The sequence below is a fragment of the Streptomyces sp. NPDC005803 genome, from assembly GCF_040630435.1.
Classification (GTDB): domain Bacteria; phylum Actinomycetota; class Actinomycetes; order Streptomycetales; family Streptomycetaceae; genus Streptomyces.
In genome coordinates this window covers 1-16,775 of the sequence record NZ_JBEXXO010000042.1, presented here as the reverse complement: position 1 = coordinate 16,775, position 16,775 = coordinate 1, and the positions used below count along the sequence as shown (strand labels likewise).

Genomic DNA, 16,775 nt, shown 5'->3' with positions numbered 1-16,775 from the left:
TCTCCCTTTTGGAGTCGACATGAGGTTCAGCAATGCTCAGGACGCCCCGCCGGTCGTCCTCATCCATGGCCTGTGGGTGACTCCGCGCAGCTGGGAGCACTGGGTCGAGTACTACACGTCCCAGGGCCTCCAGGTGTCCGCCCCGGCCTGGCCGGGAGTGGAGGGAGAGGTCGAGGACCTCAGGGTGGATCCCTCGGGCATGGCCGGCATCGGCCTGCAGCAAGTGGTGGACCGTTATGACGCCGTCGTGCGAGGGATGGAACAACCGCCCATCCTCATAGGCCACTCGTTCGGCGGGACCATCGTCCAACTGCTCCTTGACCGCGGCCTCGGCTCCGCCGGTGTCGCCATCGACTCTGCGGCAGTCAAGGGCGTACTGCCACTGCCCTTCTCCACCCTGCGGTCGACCTGGCCGGTACTTCGCAACCCCGCCAACAAGCGGAAGGCCGTCGGCCTGTCGGCCAAGCAGTTCCACTACGCTTTCGCCAACACTCTCAGTGATGAGCAGTCGCTGGCAGCGTACGAGCGCTACCACGTCCCCGGACCGGCACGAGTCCTGTTCGAGGGTGCGTTCGCCAACTTCAACTCCCAGGCTCCCACGCGCATCGACTTCAGCAATGACCGACGCGCACCGCTCCTGTTCATCGCGGGAGGGGCCGACCACATCGTGCCGCCCAAGGTCAACCGGGCCAACGCACGCCTGTACGGCAAGTCCACGGCGATCACCGAGTACCAGGAATATGCCGGCCGGTCCCACCTCACGATCGGTCAGGAAGGCTGGCGCGAAGTCGCCGACTACGCGCTGACCTGGGCCGTGGACCACGCCACCGTCCTGCGTTAGGCCATGCCGCCGAACTCCCGCCTGTCCTCCGGGCGAACGACGGGATGCCGGCGACCCGACTACTCACCTCCGAGCCTCCGGCGTCGCCGGTAGCTCGCGCAATCCGCTGAAGAGAGAACCGAATCATGAAGCGTCGATCCATCGCCATCGCTGCCGGGGCCACCCTGGCGGCCCTGGCCGCCGCCACTGTGCTCACCCAGTCCGCCCAGGCCACCGACGTGGCCACCACTTCCTCGGCCGGCAAGCCCACCGTGGTCCTCGTACACGGGGCCTGGTCGGACGCCTCCAGCTGGAAGGGTGTCACCAAGCGGCTTCAGGCCGATGGCTACAAGGTGACCGCCCCGGCAGTCCCGCTGCGCGGTCTCTCCAGCGACGCCAACTACCTCGCCGACTACCTGAAGACCATCAGCGGCCCAATCGTGCTCGTGGGGCACTCCTACGGCGGCTCCGTGATCACGCAGGCGGCGACCGGCAACTCGCACGTCTCCGCACTCGTCTACGTCGCGGCCTTCGCGCCGGACAAGGGCGAGAACGCCTCGGAACTCACTGCCAAGTTCCCGGGCAGCCACATCAGCGACGATCCCAACGCTCAGATCCCGACGGCGCTCAACCCCGTCCCGTTCAATGACAACGGCACGACGAACGTCGACCTCTACATCAAGACGGACAAGTTCCGCGACGTCTTCCTCAGCAACAGCATCAGCTCCAGCGACGCCGCCGTTCTCGCCGCGGCCCAGCGCCCGGTCACCCCTCAGGCGCTCGGTGAGCCCACCGGCACCCCCGCCTGGGAGGCCATCCCCTCGTGGTACCTCGTGGCGGGCAACGATCACCTGATCCCGCCGGCCGCCGAGCGTTTCATGGCCGAGCGCGCCCACGCCCACACGAGCGAGGTCTACGCACCGCACGATGTTCTGCTGACCAACCCCACCACGGTCTCCCACGTCATCGATCAGGCCGCGCGTACCACCGCGAAGTAGCCGAAGGCACCGCCCCGGCCGCCTCTGTGGTCGCGCACTCCGCGACCCCAGAGGCGGCTTCGGCGGCACGGCGCCGCTTTCGCCTGCCCGGGCCAGCCTCGCCTCGAGAAGGGTCCATACGCTATGGCTGTGCAAGCCGAACGTGACCACCCCAAGAGCCCGCAGCGGTCCGCCGCACGAGACCGTCTCATGTCCACCGCGGCCCGGCTGTTCTACAGCGAAGGCATCCGCGCGGTCGGCGTGGACCGGGTGATCGCTGAGGCCGAGGTGACCCGCGCCACCTTCTACCGTCATTTCCCGAGCAAGGAAGACCTGGTCACCGCATACCTCCAGGCGGAGGACCAGCGTATCCGCGCCCGAGTGGAGTACGGGGTGACGCACGCCACCGGTCCCGAGGAGGCACTGGGACTGCTGATCGACGGGATCGGGGAGGAAATCTGCGCGCCGGGCTTCCGGGGCTGCCCGTTCATCAATGCCGCGGCTGAGTACTCCGACAGCAGCAGCAGCGTTCATCAGGCGGTCCTGACGCACCGTTCCTGGTTCCACGGAGCCATCGCGCAGGCACTGCGCGATGGCGGTCACCCCGATCCCGCGTACGGAGCCGACATCATGGTGGCCCTGCGCGACGGCGCCATGGTGGCCGGCTACCTGAGCGACGGTCGAACGGCGGCAGCATCCTTCGGCCGTGCCGCACGCAGTCTGATCGCGGCGTAGCACCGGACCGAACGTCACGCGAAAAAGAGGATCATGGACGGATCCATGCAGTTACGCCAGGTGTCCAGGCACCTGGCCAACGCCCGTGAGTACTGGCTCGGCTATGGTGCTCAGAAGCAGCGGAGGAAGGATTTTTTCCTTTTCCGGAGCGGTGTCGCCGACGCCCAGCTCAATGGAGTCGTCTCCTTCGGCGGCGCGCGAGTGGCCGAGGAACTGCCAGAGATCGAGCAGGCCCTTTCCGGTCTGCCCTGGCTGTGGTGGGTCGGGCCGGACAGCGACGACACGACAGCCGCCGACCTCGCTGACCACGGCTACGAGGAAATCGGCTCCATGCCCGTCATGGCCATCGCGCTCGACAGCGTCCGAAGTGTCCCGCCACCGGCCGGACTTGAGATCCGGAAGGTGAAGTGCGCGGCCGACCTGACCGATTGGGTGCACTGCTACACGGCGGCCTTCGGGATACAGGCGCCGCCCGAGGACATAGAGCGTCTGGAATCGGCCAGGTCCGAGACGTCCGACATCCTCGTTCGCTTCTCCGGCTACGTCGACGGCCGACTCGTCGGCACAGCGGCCCTGTACCACCATGAGGAGATCGCCGGCATCTACGTCGTCGGCACCCTCAAGGAGTACCGGGGGCGCGGGATAGGCGCGGCGCTGACGGCTGCCGCACTGAACGAGGGGCGGGAACGGGGGATGCGTACGGGAAGTCTGCAGGCCAGCCGTATGGGAACTCCGGTGTACGAGCGCATGGGTTTCGAAGAGGTCGCCCGATACCGACTGTTCATGAAAGGCTGACTGCGTCTCTTGCCGCGCGATGACATGACCAGGCGGCGGCTGTGAGCGACTGCTGTCAGGCGGTGGCACCCTGACTCAGGGACGGCGAGACGGCGGACGCAGGCCGGAGAGTGAAACCGGCCGTTCTTGTCAGTCTCCCCGTCGCCGAGTCAGCCTGCTTTCACAATTCCTCACTCCTCCAGATGTGGACAGAACATCATGCCGATGCTCAACGTGTACGCTCCTACCGGACTATTCGGCGACAAGAAAGCCCTGGCCAGGGAACTGGCCGACACGGTCATGCGCTAGGAGAAGGTCCCGGTCATTCCCTTCGTCACCGAAAACACAGCGGCTTACATCCATGAGCTGGAGCAGGCGGCTTTCTCCACCGCCGACGGCAGCAGCGATCATGTGCGGGTCAACGTCACCACCAACGCTGGTGCCCTGAACCGAGATCAGCAGCTGGGTCTGATCAAGGATATCTCCGCCCTCATTGCAAAGGCAGCCGGCGATGCCTCGCTTAAAGAGCGCACATGGGTGGCGCTGACAGAAGCGGTTCCGGGTGGATGGGGAATCGGCGGTCACGCCTACACCAACGAGGAAATCGTGCAGACCGTGCGCAAACTCCTCGGCAAGGTGTAGACCGCCCTGCCTGCCTCGCGCCGAAGTTGTCGAAAACATAACCACCGGATGGTTTGAAATTCAAACCGCCGCATGTTTGACTGGTGTCTCGCTCGAGAATCGGTTCGCTGGAGCCGAACTTCGGAGGCACACGGCGCGCGGCCCGCAGTGCCGGCGAGCCCGCCCCGGCCGACGCCACCGACGGCGGCCACCGCACCGAGAGCGGTGCTTCCCGGCACGGGCCGACCCCGGCCCGTGCCGCCCGCTCACGGTCGGGAGCTCGTCGTCCAGTCCCCAGGAGATGGGACGTTCATGAGTACTACGCGTGCATTGCGCAGGTCGTTCGCGCTCGCTGCCACTCCGTACGCCCTGCGGGTCATGGCGGCCACGCCCGCCGCGGTACCCGAACTGAGGGCCTTCGCCCGGCAGACAGTCACCAGGTGGAGCAGGGGCGATCGTGCGAGGGAGGATCTCGCGCTCATCGTCACGGAGCTCGTCACCAACGCCTGTGAGCACAGCGGCAGTCCCCACGTGACCGTCTACTTGTTCTGCGACGAGCGCACGGTCGGGGTGCGGGTGTCGGACATGGGCTCCTGGAGGGAACCGGGACAGGGAACTGCCGACGAGGAGGATCTGCACGGGCGCGGGCTGCGGCTTGTCGAGGCCTACGCCGAGGCCGTGCAGATCCGGCGGACGAGTACGGGAACCCAGGTCACCGCCACGGTTCTCGCTGACGCGTGACAAAGGGCCTGCCCGCGCAGGGCGGGGCCCTCGCGCGCAAGGGCTCAGTCCACGGGGGCGTGAGGTGCCCCGCCCCCGGCCGCCGTCGCATCCGTGAGCCAGCGGATCCCCTCGGCAGCAGTGCCGTCGAGAGGATGGGCGATCAGCAGTGTCTGACATGGATGGTGCGCCATGATGAGTGTGTCGACCACCGCCCGCACAGGACCCGTGCTCGGATGGTGAGCATTGATCACGGGTGACCTCCGCTGTCTCGGCCGCTGAGCGAAGTGTTGCCGGAACCCGGGGCTCTTGACGGACAGTTCGCCGATCAGGCCGACGAGGGCAGCGTCGTCGGGATCCCGTTCCGCCGCCCGGCGCAGATGGTCCACACAGAGCCGGGAGTACCCGCTCCGGTTGCTGAGCAAGCGCCACCCGGTATCGAGGAAGACGAGCCTGGCGGCATTGCGATCGGACCGCTGCAGGCGAGCGAAGTCGCCCAGCACCGCAGCCGCCGGGCGGTTCCACCGGAGCACGTCCATGCGGTGGTTCATGACCAGAGCAGGAGTGCCGGCCAGGGCGTCCAGCATCTGCGCGAGCACGGGAGCAACCGCTTGGCGATCCGCTCGACGTCGCGGAGCCGGAAGGATCCACCGGTCGTCGGCGTGATCAGGAGGATGGTGTAAATCCCGGGTCTCTTCGGCGGTCAGCCGCAAGGCCCGTGCGAGGGAGTCGAGAACGCCGGGCGGGACGTCGGCCCCTGCTCGATGCGCGTGTAGTAGCTGACGCTGATGCCGGCCGCCGTGGCGACCTCTTCGCGTCGCAGCCCTCTGACCCGACGACGGCTCGGGCCGGAGGACACCGAGGTGTCCTCCGGCCCGAGCCGGGATCTCAGGAACCGCAGGTAGCTCCCTCGAACCACCGGAGTGGTCATGCGTCAGTCCGACTCCACCGCGGGCACGAAGTGTGAGCCGCTCCGGGCGAAGGCATCCCTGTGCTCGTCGACGAAGGCCTCGACAGACAGGGGGCTGCGGTTGCCGATGACCTCGATGAGGTTGTTCGTACCCTGGAAGACGCCGTTCTGGTAGTCGACGGCCACGTTGCTCAGATGCTGGATGAGGTGGGTGGACTTCCCCAGGGAAGCCAGCCCCTCGGCGAACTCGGCCACGCTGATGGGCTCATAGTTGACCGGGATGCCCAGCGCCGTGGACACGGCCTGTGCGATGCCGTGGTGATCCATCTCGACCGGGCCGTGCAGCGGGTAGGCCTGGCGGTCGTGCGGCTCCGGATTCTCGAGCACGGCGGCGATGACGTGGGCCTGGTCGACTCCGGCAACGGGAGCGTGACGGCCCTCTCCCAGGGGGAGACGGAGGACACCCTTGCCGTCCTGGAGCCCCCACCACCAGGTGAGCCACTCGGCGAAGAACGTCGGCCGCAGATGGGTGGTCAGCAAAGTGGTGCGATCCAGGAGACGCTCGCACAGCCAGTGCTGGCGTGCGGCATTGCTGACCGCTTCCCGCCGAGCCGAGATCTGCGACATGTTGACCACCGACCGGACGCCGGCCTCGCTGGCGGCCTGCGCGAAGATGACCGTGGCGTCCACCAGGCCGGGTCCGATGGGATAACAGAGGTAGGCGCCGCTCACGCCGCGCACCGCTTCACTCACGTCATGGAAGTCGAGAAGGTCCCCAACCGCGATCTCGGCGCCGGCGGCAGCCAGCGCCCGGGAGCGGTCGTCCTCCCTGTGGACGAGGGCACGGACGCGGTGCCCTCGCTCCCGCAGCAGGCGCACGGTCTCCTTGCCCGTGGTGCCCGTCGCGCCTGTGATGAGGAAGAGGCGGTCTTCCTGTGCGGACATTGCGGTGTCCCTTCTGAGCGTCATGGCTGTCGCGACCGAAGGCGGCCGGGACAGCGCCGGACAACGAGGCGCCGGCGGTCGGGAGGCGAACGGGCGTGCGGCCGGCCCACGCTCGCCATGCGGGTCGCTCGAGGCGACAGGGTGGCCGGGAGCGCAGGGGGCTCCCGGCCTCGGGCGCCGATGAGCCGGGCGGGAGCGTCCCGGTCACCCGTTCAGTCCTCAACCGAACGGGCATCTAGCTTTGGTTTTGTATAGTCAGCACGATACACAGGCGTACCTGACTACGCAAAGGCGAGGTCGGAGAGGAGGGGGCGCGGTGATGGGTGGCGGGGGCGGTGGGCGGCCGGCTCGGGCGCCCACCGCGACCCGGCGGTGCGGCGGCGAACACGGCCTCTGGTGCGGGGAGTTCACCTGTCGTCAAGTGCCGGAACCTCGGGTGCTGTCTCCCTGCCCGAAGGGGGTCCGCCCGTCGCCGCTCGGGTGGCCGCCAGGCTGGGGATCGAAGGCGTGCCGGCGGTTCGACCCGCGTCGCCCTGGTGTCGAGCGGTCCGACGGCGGTCGGGTGGGTGATTGCACCCACGTGTCCATGCCGACAGGGAAACATGCCCGAACCTTGCGTGAAATAGCCATAGCCAATACAGTTATTTCACCCTGGGGGCGAGGAGACCGAACTCCCTCGCCCCCTGTGCTGGCTCGGCGGGGGTCAAGTGGGTCCTGCTGGACACACAGGCCGACCAGGGGCGGAGAACGCACCCCGGACGTCCGCGCGCCATCGGGGTCGCACAGGAACGTCAGCCTGAAAGGTGCACCGATGTTTGTCGATGCCGCAGATTTGGACACCAAGTCGTCTTACAAGCTGCTTATTGGGGGGATCATCCCTCGCGCGATCGCCTGGGTCAGTACGGAGTCTGTGGCCGGGGTGGGAAACCTCGCGCCGGTGTCCTTCTTCACCGCCGTCGGCCGCAAACCACCCCTCCTCTCGATCTCGATGCAGCCCAGGTCGGACGGAATCACCCTTAAGGACACCTTCGTCAACATCCGTGACACAGGTGAGTTCGTCATCAACATGGCGACACTGCCCCTCGCGGACCACCTGCACCGCTCGGCCTTCGAGTTCGAAACCGACGTCGACGAGTTCACCGCCCTGGGCCTGGAGACCGAGCCCTCACAGGCGGTGCGGCCTCGGCGGGTGAAGGACGCCCCGATCGCCTTCGAGTGCAAACTCAACCGCATCATTCCCATCGAGGGCAGCCTGGACCACGTCGTGTGGGGCGAAGTGGTGCGCTTCTACGTCCGGGACGACCTGTACCTGGAGGGCGGCAGGATCGACACGGCGGCCATTCCCGCCGTCGGCCGCCTGGCAGCGGAATACACCCTCGTCAATACCGTCTTCACCACTCCACTCGACGACGACCTGGTCGAAGCGCACGCGAGGCAGCGTATGCACCGACTCGATGAGCGGGCCGCCGACTGGTCGCCCATCGACACCGACAGCTGGTCGCCGTCCGGTTCCACGATGAGCGAAGGGTCCAAGTGATGAGCAGGACAAGCGCCCTGAGCAGGACAGAGCGCGTCGCCGAAAGCGACATCAGATTCAAGCGACGCGGAGCCGGCGACACCGCTCTCGTCTTCGTGCACGGCTTCCTGGACGACCAATACGTCTGGGACGGGATGATCGACGCCCTGGCCATGCCCGGCTTCGAGTACGTCCAGCTCGATCTGGCGGGCAGCGGTGAGCGCACCTCGTCCAGCGGGCCGTTCGACCTGAACCGCTTCGCGCACGACGTCGGTGCCGTCGTGGACGCGCTGGACAAGCCCGTCGTCCTGGTCGCCCAGAGCATGGGCACGCTCGTCGTCGAACTGGTCGCCGCGGACCACGGCGACCGCGTCCAGGGCATGGTCCTCCTCTCCCCGGTTCCCCTGGCCGGTGTCGGTCTCCCCGACGAGGTCGCCCAGCAGTTCCGATCCCTGGGCGGGCACCCCGAACAACAGCGCGCCGTACGTCTGCAGCTGTCCGCCTCCTTGCCCGAGGCAGAGCTGGACCGCCTCGTCGTGGTCGGAACACGCCTCCAGCCTGACGTGGTCCGCGACCTGGTCACCTGCTGGAACGAGGGGCACCCGCGGGGCAGCGAGGCGAGCGTCTACCGCGGGCCGGTCCTCGTCGGGCGCGGGGCCGATGACGGCTTCGTCACGGACGACATGGTCACGACCGGTGTCCTGCCGCGATTCAAGTGGGCGGAGAGCTTCGCGGTGCCGGAGGCCGGACACTGGGCACACGTGGAGGCCCCGGCCGCGGTGGCGGACCACATCAAGGCGTTCCTGACCACTCTGCCCGCGGCGGCGTCAGCCACTGCCGAGCCCTTTGAGGCGGCGGGCAGCGGATGGCGCGGCGCGTTCGCCAGCAAGACCGCGGAGGACTTCGCCGCCGCGTTCTCCGAGGACATCGCCCTCGAGGCGAGTGTGCTGGCCGTACCGATCGAGGGGCGTGACCAGGTCAAAGCCACGATGACCGAGGCGAGCCGTATCTACGAGTCTCTCGAATTCGTGCGGGAGGCCAAGGCAGGACGGCGGACCTACCTGGAATGGGAGGCGACGGCCTTCGGCGGTCTCCAGATCTTCGGCGTCACCGTTCTCACCAAGGGCGCCGACGGCCGCATCAACCACGTGGCCATTCACCACCGTCCCCTCGGAGCGGCACTGAAGTTCTCGATGGAGATGCGCGAGCGTCTCGACGGCACCGTCGACGCCAGCCACTTCCACTCCGCCGACTGACCGACCAGCAGGGAATGAGAGCACACCATGGCCACACGTGAAGACGTGGAGTTCGAAGCCGAATCCGGAGTGACCCTGCGCGGCTGGCTCTATCTGCCCGACGGGCCGGGGCCCCATCCGGCCATCACGATGGCGCACGGATTCGCCGGCGTGAAGGAACAGCGTCTGACCCTGTTCGCGGAGGTGTTCGCCGAGGCGGGTTTCGCGGTCCTTCTCCATGATCACCGCGGTTTCGGCGACAGCGACGGCACCCCACGCAACGACATCGACCCCTGGCAGCAGATCAAGGACTGGCGACGCGCCATCTCCTACCTGGAGAGCCGCCCCGAGGCCGACGCCGACCGGATCGGACTGTGGGGGACCAGCTACTCCGGCGGCCACGCCATCGTGCTCGGCGCCACGGACCGGCGGCTGCGCTGCGTCGTGGCCCAGGTACCGACGATCAGCGGATACGAGCAGGGGCTGCGCCGCGTCCCGCCAGACGCGGTGGCCGGCTTGAACGAGGTCTTTGCCGAGGACGAACGCGCACAGTTCCGGGGGGAAACCCCGCGGACCCAGGCGATCGTCAGCTCCGACCCTTCTGTCCCGGCCTCCTACCGTGCTTCCGACGCCGTCGACTTCTACCTCAGCACGGCCCCGGAGGGCTGGCAGAACGAGATCACCCTCAGGTCCAACTTCGCCGCCCGCATGTACGAGCCCGGCGCCTGGATCTCCCGGGTGTCTCCCACACCGCTGCTGCTGGTGGTGGCCAAGCACGACCCGATCACCGTCACCGACCTGATGCTTGCCGCCTACGAGCGTGCCCTTGAGCCCAAGGAGCTGCGCCTGGTCGACGGCGGCCACTTCGCGCCCTACCTGTCCGAGTTCCCGGCCGCCAGCGGCGCCGCTCGCGACTGGTTCACGTGCCACCTCGGGTGAGACGCGGCAAGCGTCATCCGATCAGCCTGTCCCCGGCTGCCGGCCGTGGGGCCCCTCCGCGTAGGAAAGAAGCACATGTCTCATCTCACGTACACGATCGACGACCGTCTGGCGACCATCGTCCTGCAGAACCCGCCCCAGAACCGGCTGGACCCGGAACTCCTTCAGGAGCTCAGCACCGCGCTCGACGCCATCTCCGCCAGTGACGCCCGCGCGGTTCTGCTGCGCGCCGACGGCCCGGACTTCAGTTTCGGCGGGGACATCATGGAGTGGCCCGACATGAACCAGCGCGAGCTGCGCGGGCTGTTCGAGCGCTACATGAACGCCTTCAACCAGTTCGAGCGCCTTCCCCTGCCGGTCGTCGCCGCCGTGCAGGGCCTGTGCTTCGGCGGCGGCTTCGAGCTGGCCCTGCGCGCCGACGTCATCTTCGCCGCCGAGGGCGCGCGCTTCGGTCACCCGGAGCAGTCACTGGGACTCGTCACCCTGCTGGGCGGTATCTACCGCGCGGCCGAGCGGGCCGGTCAGGCCCGGGCGTCGGAGTGGGCCCTGACGTCGGAACAGATCACCGCCACGGCGATGGTCCAGGCCGGCGTCGTCAACCGCGTCCTGCCGGACGCCGTTCTCGACGAGGAGGCCAAGCGGTTCGCCGAGAAGCTCGCCAGCGGCCCGACCCGGGCCTACGCGGCTCACAAGGCGCTGCTGCGCGCCTGGCGGGTGGGAGGTGTGGCCGCGGCCGATGAGGCCATGTTCGACATCGCGCTTCCCCTGTTCGAGAGCGAGGACGGCCAGGCGGGCCTGAAATCGGCGGTGAACGCGCTGAAGGCGGGAAAGCCGCGCCCGGTCCTGGACTTCCAGGGCCGGTGACCTCGCCACCGGGCCTGCGCGACACCGGTAGGCGCCGCCACGTGACCGCCTGCCCCGGCGGGGCCAGGCACCGGTCCCGGACTGGTAATGACTGCCCGCTCCAGGACCCGTCAGGGAGACTGACGCGCGGGTGGCGGTTCGAGCACCGAGGCCGACGGGCCTGCTGCCCGGCGCCCCCACGTCGTCATGACACACCGCCCGCCAGCGCGGTGGCCGGGACGGCATGTCCGGTCCCGGTACGGCCCCGGTCCTCAGACGGCCGAGTGCTCGTCCCGCTGCGCCCGCTGCCGGTTCCGGTAGGCGCGGAGGTTGGCAGGATGGCCACAGCGCCGCACGTCGTGCCAGACGGCACTGTTGTTCCGTGACCGGTCGAAGAACGTGACGCGGCATCGCTCGCTGCGGCACACCTTCAACCGCCGCCACTGATCGGTCCGTTGCGCATTGAGGATCTCGATCAGGACCAGCGAGACGACGGCGTTCCACCCGTTGCCCGCCGGTTCCGCGTGAACGGTTCCGTCGGGGGAGAGCCGAAGTGTTGCGTCGGCCTCCGGCTGAGGGACGGCTGCGTGCTCCGGCTGCGCCCCCTCGGCGGCCGGTGACAGCCGCTCGCGCAAGCCGTCGCGGAACGCCCGGAGGCGTTCCACGTCCTCGTCGCCGAGTTCCACCGGCGGCCGGGTGAGCTGCAGGCTCTGATGACCCCAGCTCTCGTTCAGCCAGGTCTGCGCGGTTCCCCGGTCCAGAAGGAGATCGGTTTCGCGGGGTTTTCCTGCCGAGAGGGTGTTGAGCAGGTCCTGGACGAAGGCCAGACCGTCTGGTGCGGTCTGGATCTCGTATCGATCGGTGGCAGGCCATGACATGAGGGCAAGTCTCCAACCGCAGCCGATTTTCTACAGAATGCAATAGACGTGAATATTACACCTATTGCCGGGTGGCTGTCCTCCCCCTCGGGCGGGCGTCGGGACAGGGCCCGGCAGTCGGCGGGAGATTCACCCTCCGGCCGGGATGAGATCCGACTGATGCACGTCGCGGTCCGCCGTGATGGTGGAGTCGGGGTCCAGGACCTCCCCGCACGCCGCGCAGTGCATCTCGGGCCGCAGGGCCTCTCCACAGCTGTGGCGGAACACGACGATGTTCTCCGGATCCGTCCGGGCGTAGTGGTCACCCCAGTCCCGGATGCTGTGCAGGATGGTGAACAGCTGCTTCCCGGCATCGGACAGTTCGTACTCGTAGCGCGGCGGGCTCGTCTCGTACTGCATCTTGGTGATGACCCCGGCGTCCTCCAGCGACCTGAGCCGGGCGGCGAGGATGTTCCGTGCGGCGCCCGTGTTGAAGACGATCTCATCGAAACGGCGGGTGCCGAAGGTGATCTCGCGGAGGGCGAGCATGGCCCACTTCTCGCCCAGCACCTGCATGGCGGCGTCGATGGAGCAAACGCGCGGGTCGGGTGTCCTGGGTCTTCTCACGCATGTCAGGGTATCCACCGATTAGTGGGTTGTCAAACGTTACTTAGCAGGCCAGGAGGTTGACTCAAGTGGCTTACGCGGCTTAACTGTACTGGATAGCAAAAAGCAACCCTCTGAAAGGTCCTCTCATGGCCTACATCTCCGATGTCGCGGAGACCCGCCACGCCGAAGGCGCCATCGCCCGCTACGCCTACCGCGACTTCGGTCAGCAGAACGCGACCCCGCCTCTGGTCCTCCTGCAGCGATTCCGCGGCACCCTCGATCACTGGGACCCGCTGTTCCTGGAGGTCCTTGCGAAGGAGCGGCGCGTCATCATCTTCGACAACGCCGGCATCAGCGAGAGCACCGGCGAGGTGCCCGCCACGATGGAAGGCATGGCGGAGGCGGCCATCGACTTCCTCACCGCTCTCGGGCTGGAGCAGGTCGATCTGCTCGGCTGGTCGGTCGGCGGCTTCGTGGCGCAGCTGGTCACCCTGAGCCGTCCCGAGCTGGTCCGCAAGCTGATCGTCGCGGGCAGCGGCCCCGGCGGCGTGCCCGGCACACCCGAGCTGGAGCAGCGCGTGGTGGAGTACATGACCGCGCCGGTGACCTCCGAGGAGGGATTCCTGCACCTCTTCTTCGGCCTCAACGACGAAGGAGTGCGTCTGGGCAAGGAGTCTCTTGCCAGGCTGGAGACCCGACTCGAGAAGTCGAAGGCTGATGTGCCGGCCGAGCAGTGGTCGAAGCAGCTTCAGGCCATCCAGCGCTGGGCCGGCGGAACCGGTGCCGCCTGGTCCCGCCTGGAGGAGCTGAAGCTCCCGGTCCTGGTGGCGAACGGCTCGCACGACGTGATGGTCGACTCCGGCAACTCGTTCGCCATGGCCCAGAAACTGCCGAACGCCCGCACCGTCTTCTACAGCGGGGCCGGTCACGCCTTCCTCTTCCAGCACCCGGAGGAGTTCGGCGAGGTCGTACACACTTTCCTCGACCGCTGAGGCGCATCACCCCTCCCGCGTGACGTTCTGAGCGCGGCCCGTGGCGACTCGTACCGGTCGCCGCGGACCGCTTCATGAACGGCCCGCACCCCTCATACCCACCACACCCGGAAGAAGGAGAGAGCATGCCTGCATACGGATTCTTCGTGGAGTTCGAAGCCCGACCGGGCAAGGAGGAGGACGTCGCACAGTTCCTGGTCGACGCCAAGGAACTCGTGGACGCGGAGCCGGGCACCCTGGCCTGGTTCGCCTTCCGGCTCGGTCCGACGTCGTTCCGCATCTTTGACGCCTTCGAGACGGAAGAGGACCGCGAGACCCACCTCCAGGGCAAGGTGCGGCAGCAGATCGAGGCTCGCGGCGACGAGCTCTTCAGCGCGCCGCCCACGATCACTCCCGTCGATCTGCTCGCCACGAAGCTCCCCGGCTGATCACAGGTCGGGCCGATGCCCGCCCGGGTCCTGGCGGTGACGACCGGCCGCCACCGCCAGGACACGTCGCCATGTGGGCACGGGGCGGGCGCAGAGGCGCGGCACTTCCACTCCAGCAGCAGGCCGGCGCCCTGAACGGATCTCCAGCTGATCTGTCCGGGCCTCGGACACCGGCCACCGGCCGGTACGGTGGCCGACCGGCGGCCCCGCAATTTTGGCCCGCTGCATACCGGTGTACGCCAGCTGCCGCCGACTGGTGCCGTGTTTGTGGGCACCGCAGCCACCGGAAATCACTTGATGTCCCGATCTGTGGGATACACGGCCATCCAGCCATGGCGGCCGCCGGTGCCGGGGGAGAAGGCTGTACGGAGTGTCGGCCGACCAGGCAACGGCAAAACGGAACGAGGCGCATGAGATGACCATCGACTCCACCATCGCAGCGGGTGTGAAGATCCCCGCAACGAAGCTGGCCCGGGAGACCACCGAGTTCGTTCGCGACACGACGAGCGAACTGATCTACCACCACTCCCGCCGTGTCTACTTCTTCGGCAGCCTGCAGGGCCAAAACCGGGACCTCAGCTTCGATCCCGAACTGCTCTACGTCGGCGCCCTGTTCCATGACATCGGTCTCGCGGAGCGGTTCCACACCAGTGGCCGGCGCTTCGAAGTGGACAGTGCCGATGCGGCGCGGCAGTTCCTGCGGGCGCACGACGTGCCCGAGGACAGCATTCGCCGGGTCTGGGCGGCGATCGCCCTGCACACCACGCCCGGTATCCCGGAGTACATGGAGCCGGAGGTCGCCCTCGTCACGGCCGGGGTGGAATACGACGTGCTCGGTATCGGCTACGACGCCGTCTCCGACGCCGACCGGGCCGAGATCGTCGCCCTGCATCCGCGGCCCGACTTCAAGCGCCAGATTCTCGACGCCTTCACCGACGGCATCAGGCCCAAGCCCGAGACCACCTTCGGCAACGTCAAGACCGACGTTCTGGAGCACTTCGTGCCCGGCTTCGTACGGGGTGACTTCGTCCGGACCATCCTCGACTCCCCCTGGAAGGAGTAGGCCGGTCGTGCCAGGAAAACAGCACACGATCACGGTTGTGGCCTTTGACGGTGTTCAGCTGCTGGACGTGACGGGCCCGGTCGAAGTCTTCACCACGGCCAATCGGTACGGCGCCGACTATGACGTGCGGATCGTTTCGCCCACTGGTTTGGGCGTACGGACGTCGTCGGGGGTGACCATCGGCGTCGACGGCATGGAGGCCGGCTCCTCCTCCGGCCCGAACACCGTGGTGGTGCCGGGCCGGAGGGCCTGGCGGTCCGCCGTCGCCGATACCGTGCTGATCGGTCTCGTGCGTCGCACGGCCGAGGGCGCGGACCGCGTGGTGTCGGTGTGTGCCGGTGCGTTCGTGCTTGCGGAGGCCGGACTCCTCACAGGACACCGGGCCGCCACCCACTGGGAGCTGGCACCGCAGCTGGCAGCCGCCTACCCCGATGTTCGTGTGGAGGACAATCCGATCTTCGTCCAGGACGGGCATGTCATTACCTCGGCAGGCGTGACAGCCGGAATCGATCTGGCCCTCCATCTGGTCGAGACGGACTACGGGGCAGACGTGGCACGCGCTGTGGCCAGAGAGCTGGTCGTATTCATGGCCAGGCCGGGAGGACAGGCCCAGTTCAGCGCCCGGCTCGTCACGCGCGAGCCGCGGCATGCGGCCGTCCGGCGGGTACTGGACCAGGTGGCGGCCGACCCTGCCGGAGAGCACACCATCGATTCCATGGCCGGTGTCGGCGGGCTGAGCCGGAGGCATCTGGCCCGGATCTTCCGTGCCGAAGTAGGCGTGACGCCGGGCCAGTACGTGGAGTCGGTCAGAATGGAAGCGGCACGCGCGCTGCTCGAAGGTGACGCGGGTTCGGTCGAGGACGTGGCGCAGCAGGCAGGTTTTGGATCGTCGGAGACGCTGCGCAGAGTGTTCCGGCACACTTTGGGCATATCGCCGACTGACTATCGGGCGCGTTTTCGCAGCACGGTGCCGTAGCCTGAAGAATTCTCGGGCGTCCGACCGGTGGGAAGAGTCCCCGACACCCGGGTGCAAGCAACTGCCGGGGGCAGCGCGCTCTGGCCGAACTGCTCAAGACCCTCGCCGGCTGGGACGCGCGAAGGTGCGTCCCAGCCTCCGAGCGGCGGTCAGGTCACCGCCCTCGTGCCTTACGCACGGTGATCTCATCGGGCTCGACGCTGTGTCCTGCCGCACAGCGCAACCGCACCGCGACAGGTTCGTCGCAGTCGGTGTGGTGCAGTGTCAGCGGCGGGCCGTCGTCCCGGGGGAGATGGCGGTCACCCCACTGCATGAGGGCGAGCAGGACCGGCTGAAGGTCGCAGCCCGCCTCGGTCAGGACGTACTCCTGCCTCGTGCGCTTGCCTGGTTCCTGGTAGGGGCGCCGCTCCAGCAAGCCGGCCTGCACCAACTCGCGGAGACGTGCCGCGGCAACGGCCTCGGTGATGCCGACGCGGCGCACGAAGTCGTCGAAGCGTGTCGTGCCGTAGTGGGCTTCGCGCATGAGCAGTACGGCGGACCGCGTGCCGATGACCTGCATGGTGCCGTCTATCGAGCAGTCACTCGCAGTCCACTGCGAACGGTCGGCCAGGGCACCTACCAGTTCCATGCGGGGACTTCCCATCTGTCCACCCCCCTCTCTTCTTCTGACTCCGATTTTACATAGCCAGATGAATCCAGGCTGGGCAGGCTGCGTATAGTCCTGACTATGGTTAAGTCAAGTCAGACGGCGGGGGTGGCGGCCTCGGCGAGAGCACGGCCGGGTGTCACGCTGCTGGTGCTCTGTGCCTCCGCGT

Annotated in this window: 20 protein-coding genes; 14 read left to right on the top strand and 6 right to left on the bottom strand. The window is 67.8% G+C overall.

Annotation, left to right across the window (positions count from 1 at the left end; translation table 11 throughout):
* Positions 1–19: 19 nt before the first annotated feature.
* The 6 genes from ABZ454_RS36280 (at position 20) to ABZ454_RS36255 (ending at position 4,668) form a co-directional block, all read left to right on the top strand.
* The gene (locus tag ABZ454_RS36280) at positions 20–841 is read left to right on the top strand and encodes an alpha/beta fold hydrolase (protein ID WP_359543765.1); all 822 of its coding nucleotides are present in this window, start codon (positions 20–22) and stop codon (positions 839–841) included.
* Between the two features lie 125 nt (positions 842–966).
* Positions 967–1,818: an alpha/beta hydrolase gene (locus ABZ454_RS36275; RefSeq protein WP_359543764.1), complete on the top strand. Its 852-nt coding sequence runs from the start codon at positions 967–969 to the stop codon at positions 1,816–1,818.
* Positions 1,819–1,947: 129 nt separating this feature from the next.
* Positions 1,948–2,532 carry a TetR/AcrR family transcriptional regulator gene (locus ABZ454_RS36270; protein ID WP_359543763.1) on the top strand — a complete coding sequence of 195 codons (585 nt, stop codon included), beginning with the start codon at positions 1,948–1,950 and terminating at the stop codon, positions 2,530–2,532.
* A gap of 33 nt (positions 2,533–2,565) precedes the next feature.
* Positions 2,566–3,327: a GNAT family N-acetyltransferase gene (locus tag ABZ454_RS36265; RefSeq protein WP_359543762.1), complete on the top strand. Its 762-nt coding sequence runs from the start codon at positions 2,566–2,568 to the stop codon at positions 3,325–3,327.
* Positions 3,328–3,717: 390 nt separating this feature from the next.
* Entirely contained in the window at positions 3,718–3,948 is a 231-nt protein-coding gene (locus ABZ454_RS36260) for a hypothetical protein (RefSeq protein ID WP_359543761.1), read from the top strand.
* Positions 3,949–4,239: 291 nt separating this feature from the next.
* Positions 4,240–4,668, top strand: coding sequence for an ATP-binding protein (locus ABZ454_RS36255; protein ID WP_359543760.1), 429 nt, complete (start codon positions 4,240–4,242; stop codon positions 4,666–4,668).
* A 44-nt stretch (positions 4,669–4,712) separates the two neighbouring features.
* On the opposite strand, the gene ABZ454_RS36250 is transcribed toward ABZ454_RS36255, so the two are convergent.
* The 3 genes from ABZ454_RS36250 to ABZ454_RS36240 are packed head-to-tail and all read right to left on the bottom strand — an operon-like array spanning position 4,713 to position 6,502.
* On the bottom strand, positions 4,713–5,360 hold the full coding sequence (locus ABZ454_RS36250; RefSeq protein WP_359543759.1) for a transcriptional regulator: 648 nt from the start codon (positions 5,358–5,360) through the stop codon (positions 4,713–4,715).
* Positions 5,351–5,578: a helix-turn-helix transcriptional regulator gene (locus tag ABZ454_RS36245; protein WP_359543758.1), complete on the bottom strand. Its 228-nt coding sequence runs from the start codon at positions 5,576–5,578 to the stop codon at positions 5,351–5,353. Before ABZ454_RS36245 ends, ABZ454_RS36250 begins: the two co-directional genes overlap by 10 nt.
* Before the next feature lie 3 nt (positions 5,579–5,581).
* Complete coding sequence (locus tag ABZ454_RS36240; RefSeq protein WP_359543757.1) at positions 5,582–6,502, bottom strand: NAD(P)H-binding protein; 921 nt, start codon at positions 6,500–6,502, stop codon at positions 5,582–5,584.
* A gap of 811 nt (positions 6,503–7,313) precedes the next feature.
* Here ABZ454_RS36240 and ABZ454_RS36235 point away from each other — a divergent pair.
* The 4 genes from ABZ454_RS36235 (at position 7,314) to ABZ454_RS36220 (ending at position 11,056) form a co-directional block, all read left to right on the top strand.
* Positions 7,314–8,039, top strand: a complete 726-nt coding sequence (locus ABZ454_RS36235; protein WP_359543756.1) for a flavin reductase family protein — start codon at positions 7,314–7,316, stop codon at positions 8,037–8,039.
* The gene (locus ABZ454_RS36230) at positions 8,039–9,274 is read left to right on the top strand and encodes an alpha/beta hydrolase (protein ID WP_359543755.1); all 1,236 of its coding nucleotides are present in this window, start codon (positions 8,039–8,041) and stop codon (positions 9,272–9,274) included. The genes ABZ454_RS36235 and ABZ454_RS36230 overlap by 1 nt, the downstream gene beginning before the upstream one ends.
* A 27-nt stretch (positions 9,275–9,301) precedes the next feature.
* On the top strand, positions 9,302–10,192 hold the full coding sequence (locus ABZ454_RS36225; protein WP_359543754.1) for an alpha/beta hydrolase: 891 nt from the start codon (positions 9,302–9,304) through the stop codon (positions 10,190–10,192).
* Between the two features lie 75 nt (positions 10,193–10,267).
* Positions 10,268–11,056 carry an enoyl-CoA hydratase/isomerase family protein gene (locus tag ABZ454_RS36220; protein WP_359543753.1) on the top strand — a complete coding sequence of 263 codons (789 nt, stop codon included), beginning with the start codon at positions 10,268–10,270 and terminating at the stop codon, positions 11,054–11,056.
* A gap of 251 nt (positions 11,057–11,307) precedes the next feature.
* Here the strand turns inward: ABZ454_RS36220 and ABZ454_RS36215 are convergent, their stop codons facing one another.
* Together ABZ454_RS36215 and ABZ454_RS36210 are read right to left on the bottom strand one after the other, a co-directional pair.
* Positions 11,308–11,913 carry a CGNR zinc finger domain-containing protein gene (locus ABZ454_RS36215; RefSeq protein ID WP_359543752.1) on the bottom strand — a complete coding sequence of 202 codons (606 nt, stop codon included), beginning with the start codon at positions 11,911–11,913 and terminating at the stop codon, positions 11,308–11,310.
* A gap of 129 nt (positions 11,914–12,042) precedes the next feature.
* Positions 12,043–12,519: a helix-turn-helix domain-containing protein gene (locus tag ABZ454_RS36210; protein ID WP_359543751.1), complete on the bottom strand. Its 477-nt coding sequence runs from the start codon at positions 12,517–12,519 to the stop codon at positions 12,043–12,045.
* Positions 12,520–12,647: 128 nt separating this feature from the next.
* On the opposite strand from ABZ454_RS36210, the gene ABZ454_RS36205 reads away from it, so the two are divergent.
* The 4 genes from ABZ454_RS36205 (at position 12,648) to ABZ454_RS36190 (ending at position 15,960) form a co-directional block, all read left to right on the top strand.
* On the top strand, positions 12,648–13,493 hold the full coding sequence (locus ABZ454_RS36205; protein WP_359543750.1) for an alpha/beta hydrolase: 846 nt from the start codon (positions 12,648–12,650) through the stop codon (positions 13,491–13,493).
* A 125-nt stretch (positions 13,494–13,618) separates the two neighbouring features.
* Positions 13,619–13,921: an antibiotic biosynthesis monooxygenase gene (locus tag ABZ454_RS36200; RefSeq protein WP_359543749.1), complete on the top strand. Its 303-nt coding sequence runs from the start codon at positions 13,619–13,621 to the stop codon at positions 13,919–13,921.
* A gap of 415 nt (positions 13,922–14,336) precedes the next feature.
* Complete coding sequence (locus ABZ454_RS36195; protein WP_359543748.1) at positions 14,337–14,984, top strand: HD domain-containing protein; 648 nt, start codon at positions 14,337–14,339, stop codon at positions 14,982–14,984.
* 7 nt (positions 14,985–14,991) lie between these two features.
* Positions 14,992–15,960: a GlxA family transcriptional regulator gene (locus ABZ454_RS36190; RefSeq protein WP_359543747.1), complete on the top strand. Its 969-nt coding sequence runs from the start codon at positions 14,992–14,994 to the stop codon at positions 15,958–15,960.
* Positions 15,961–16,114: 154 nt separating this feature from the next.
* On the opposite strand, the gene ABZ454_RS36185 is transcribed toward ABZ454_RS36190, so the two are convergent.
* Complete coding sequence (locus tag ABZ454_RS36185; protein WP_359543746.1) at positions 16,115–16,588, bottom strand: helix-turn-helix domain-containing protein; 474 nt, start codon at positions 16,586–16,588, stop codon at positions 16,115–16,117.
* Positions 16,589–16,775: the final 187 nt, after the last annotated feature.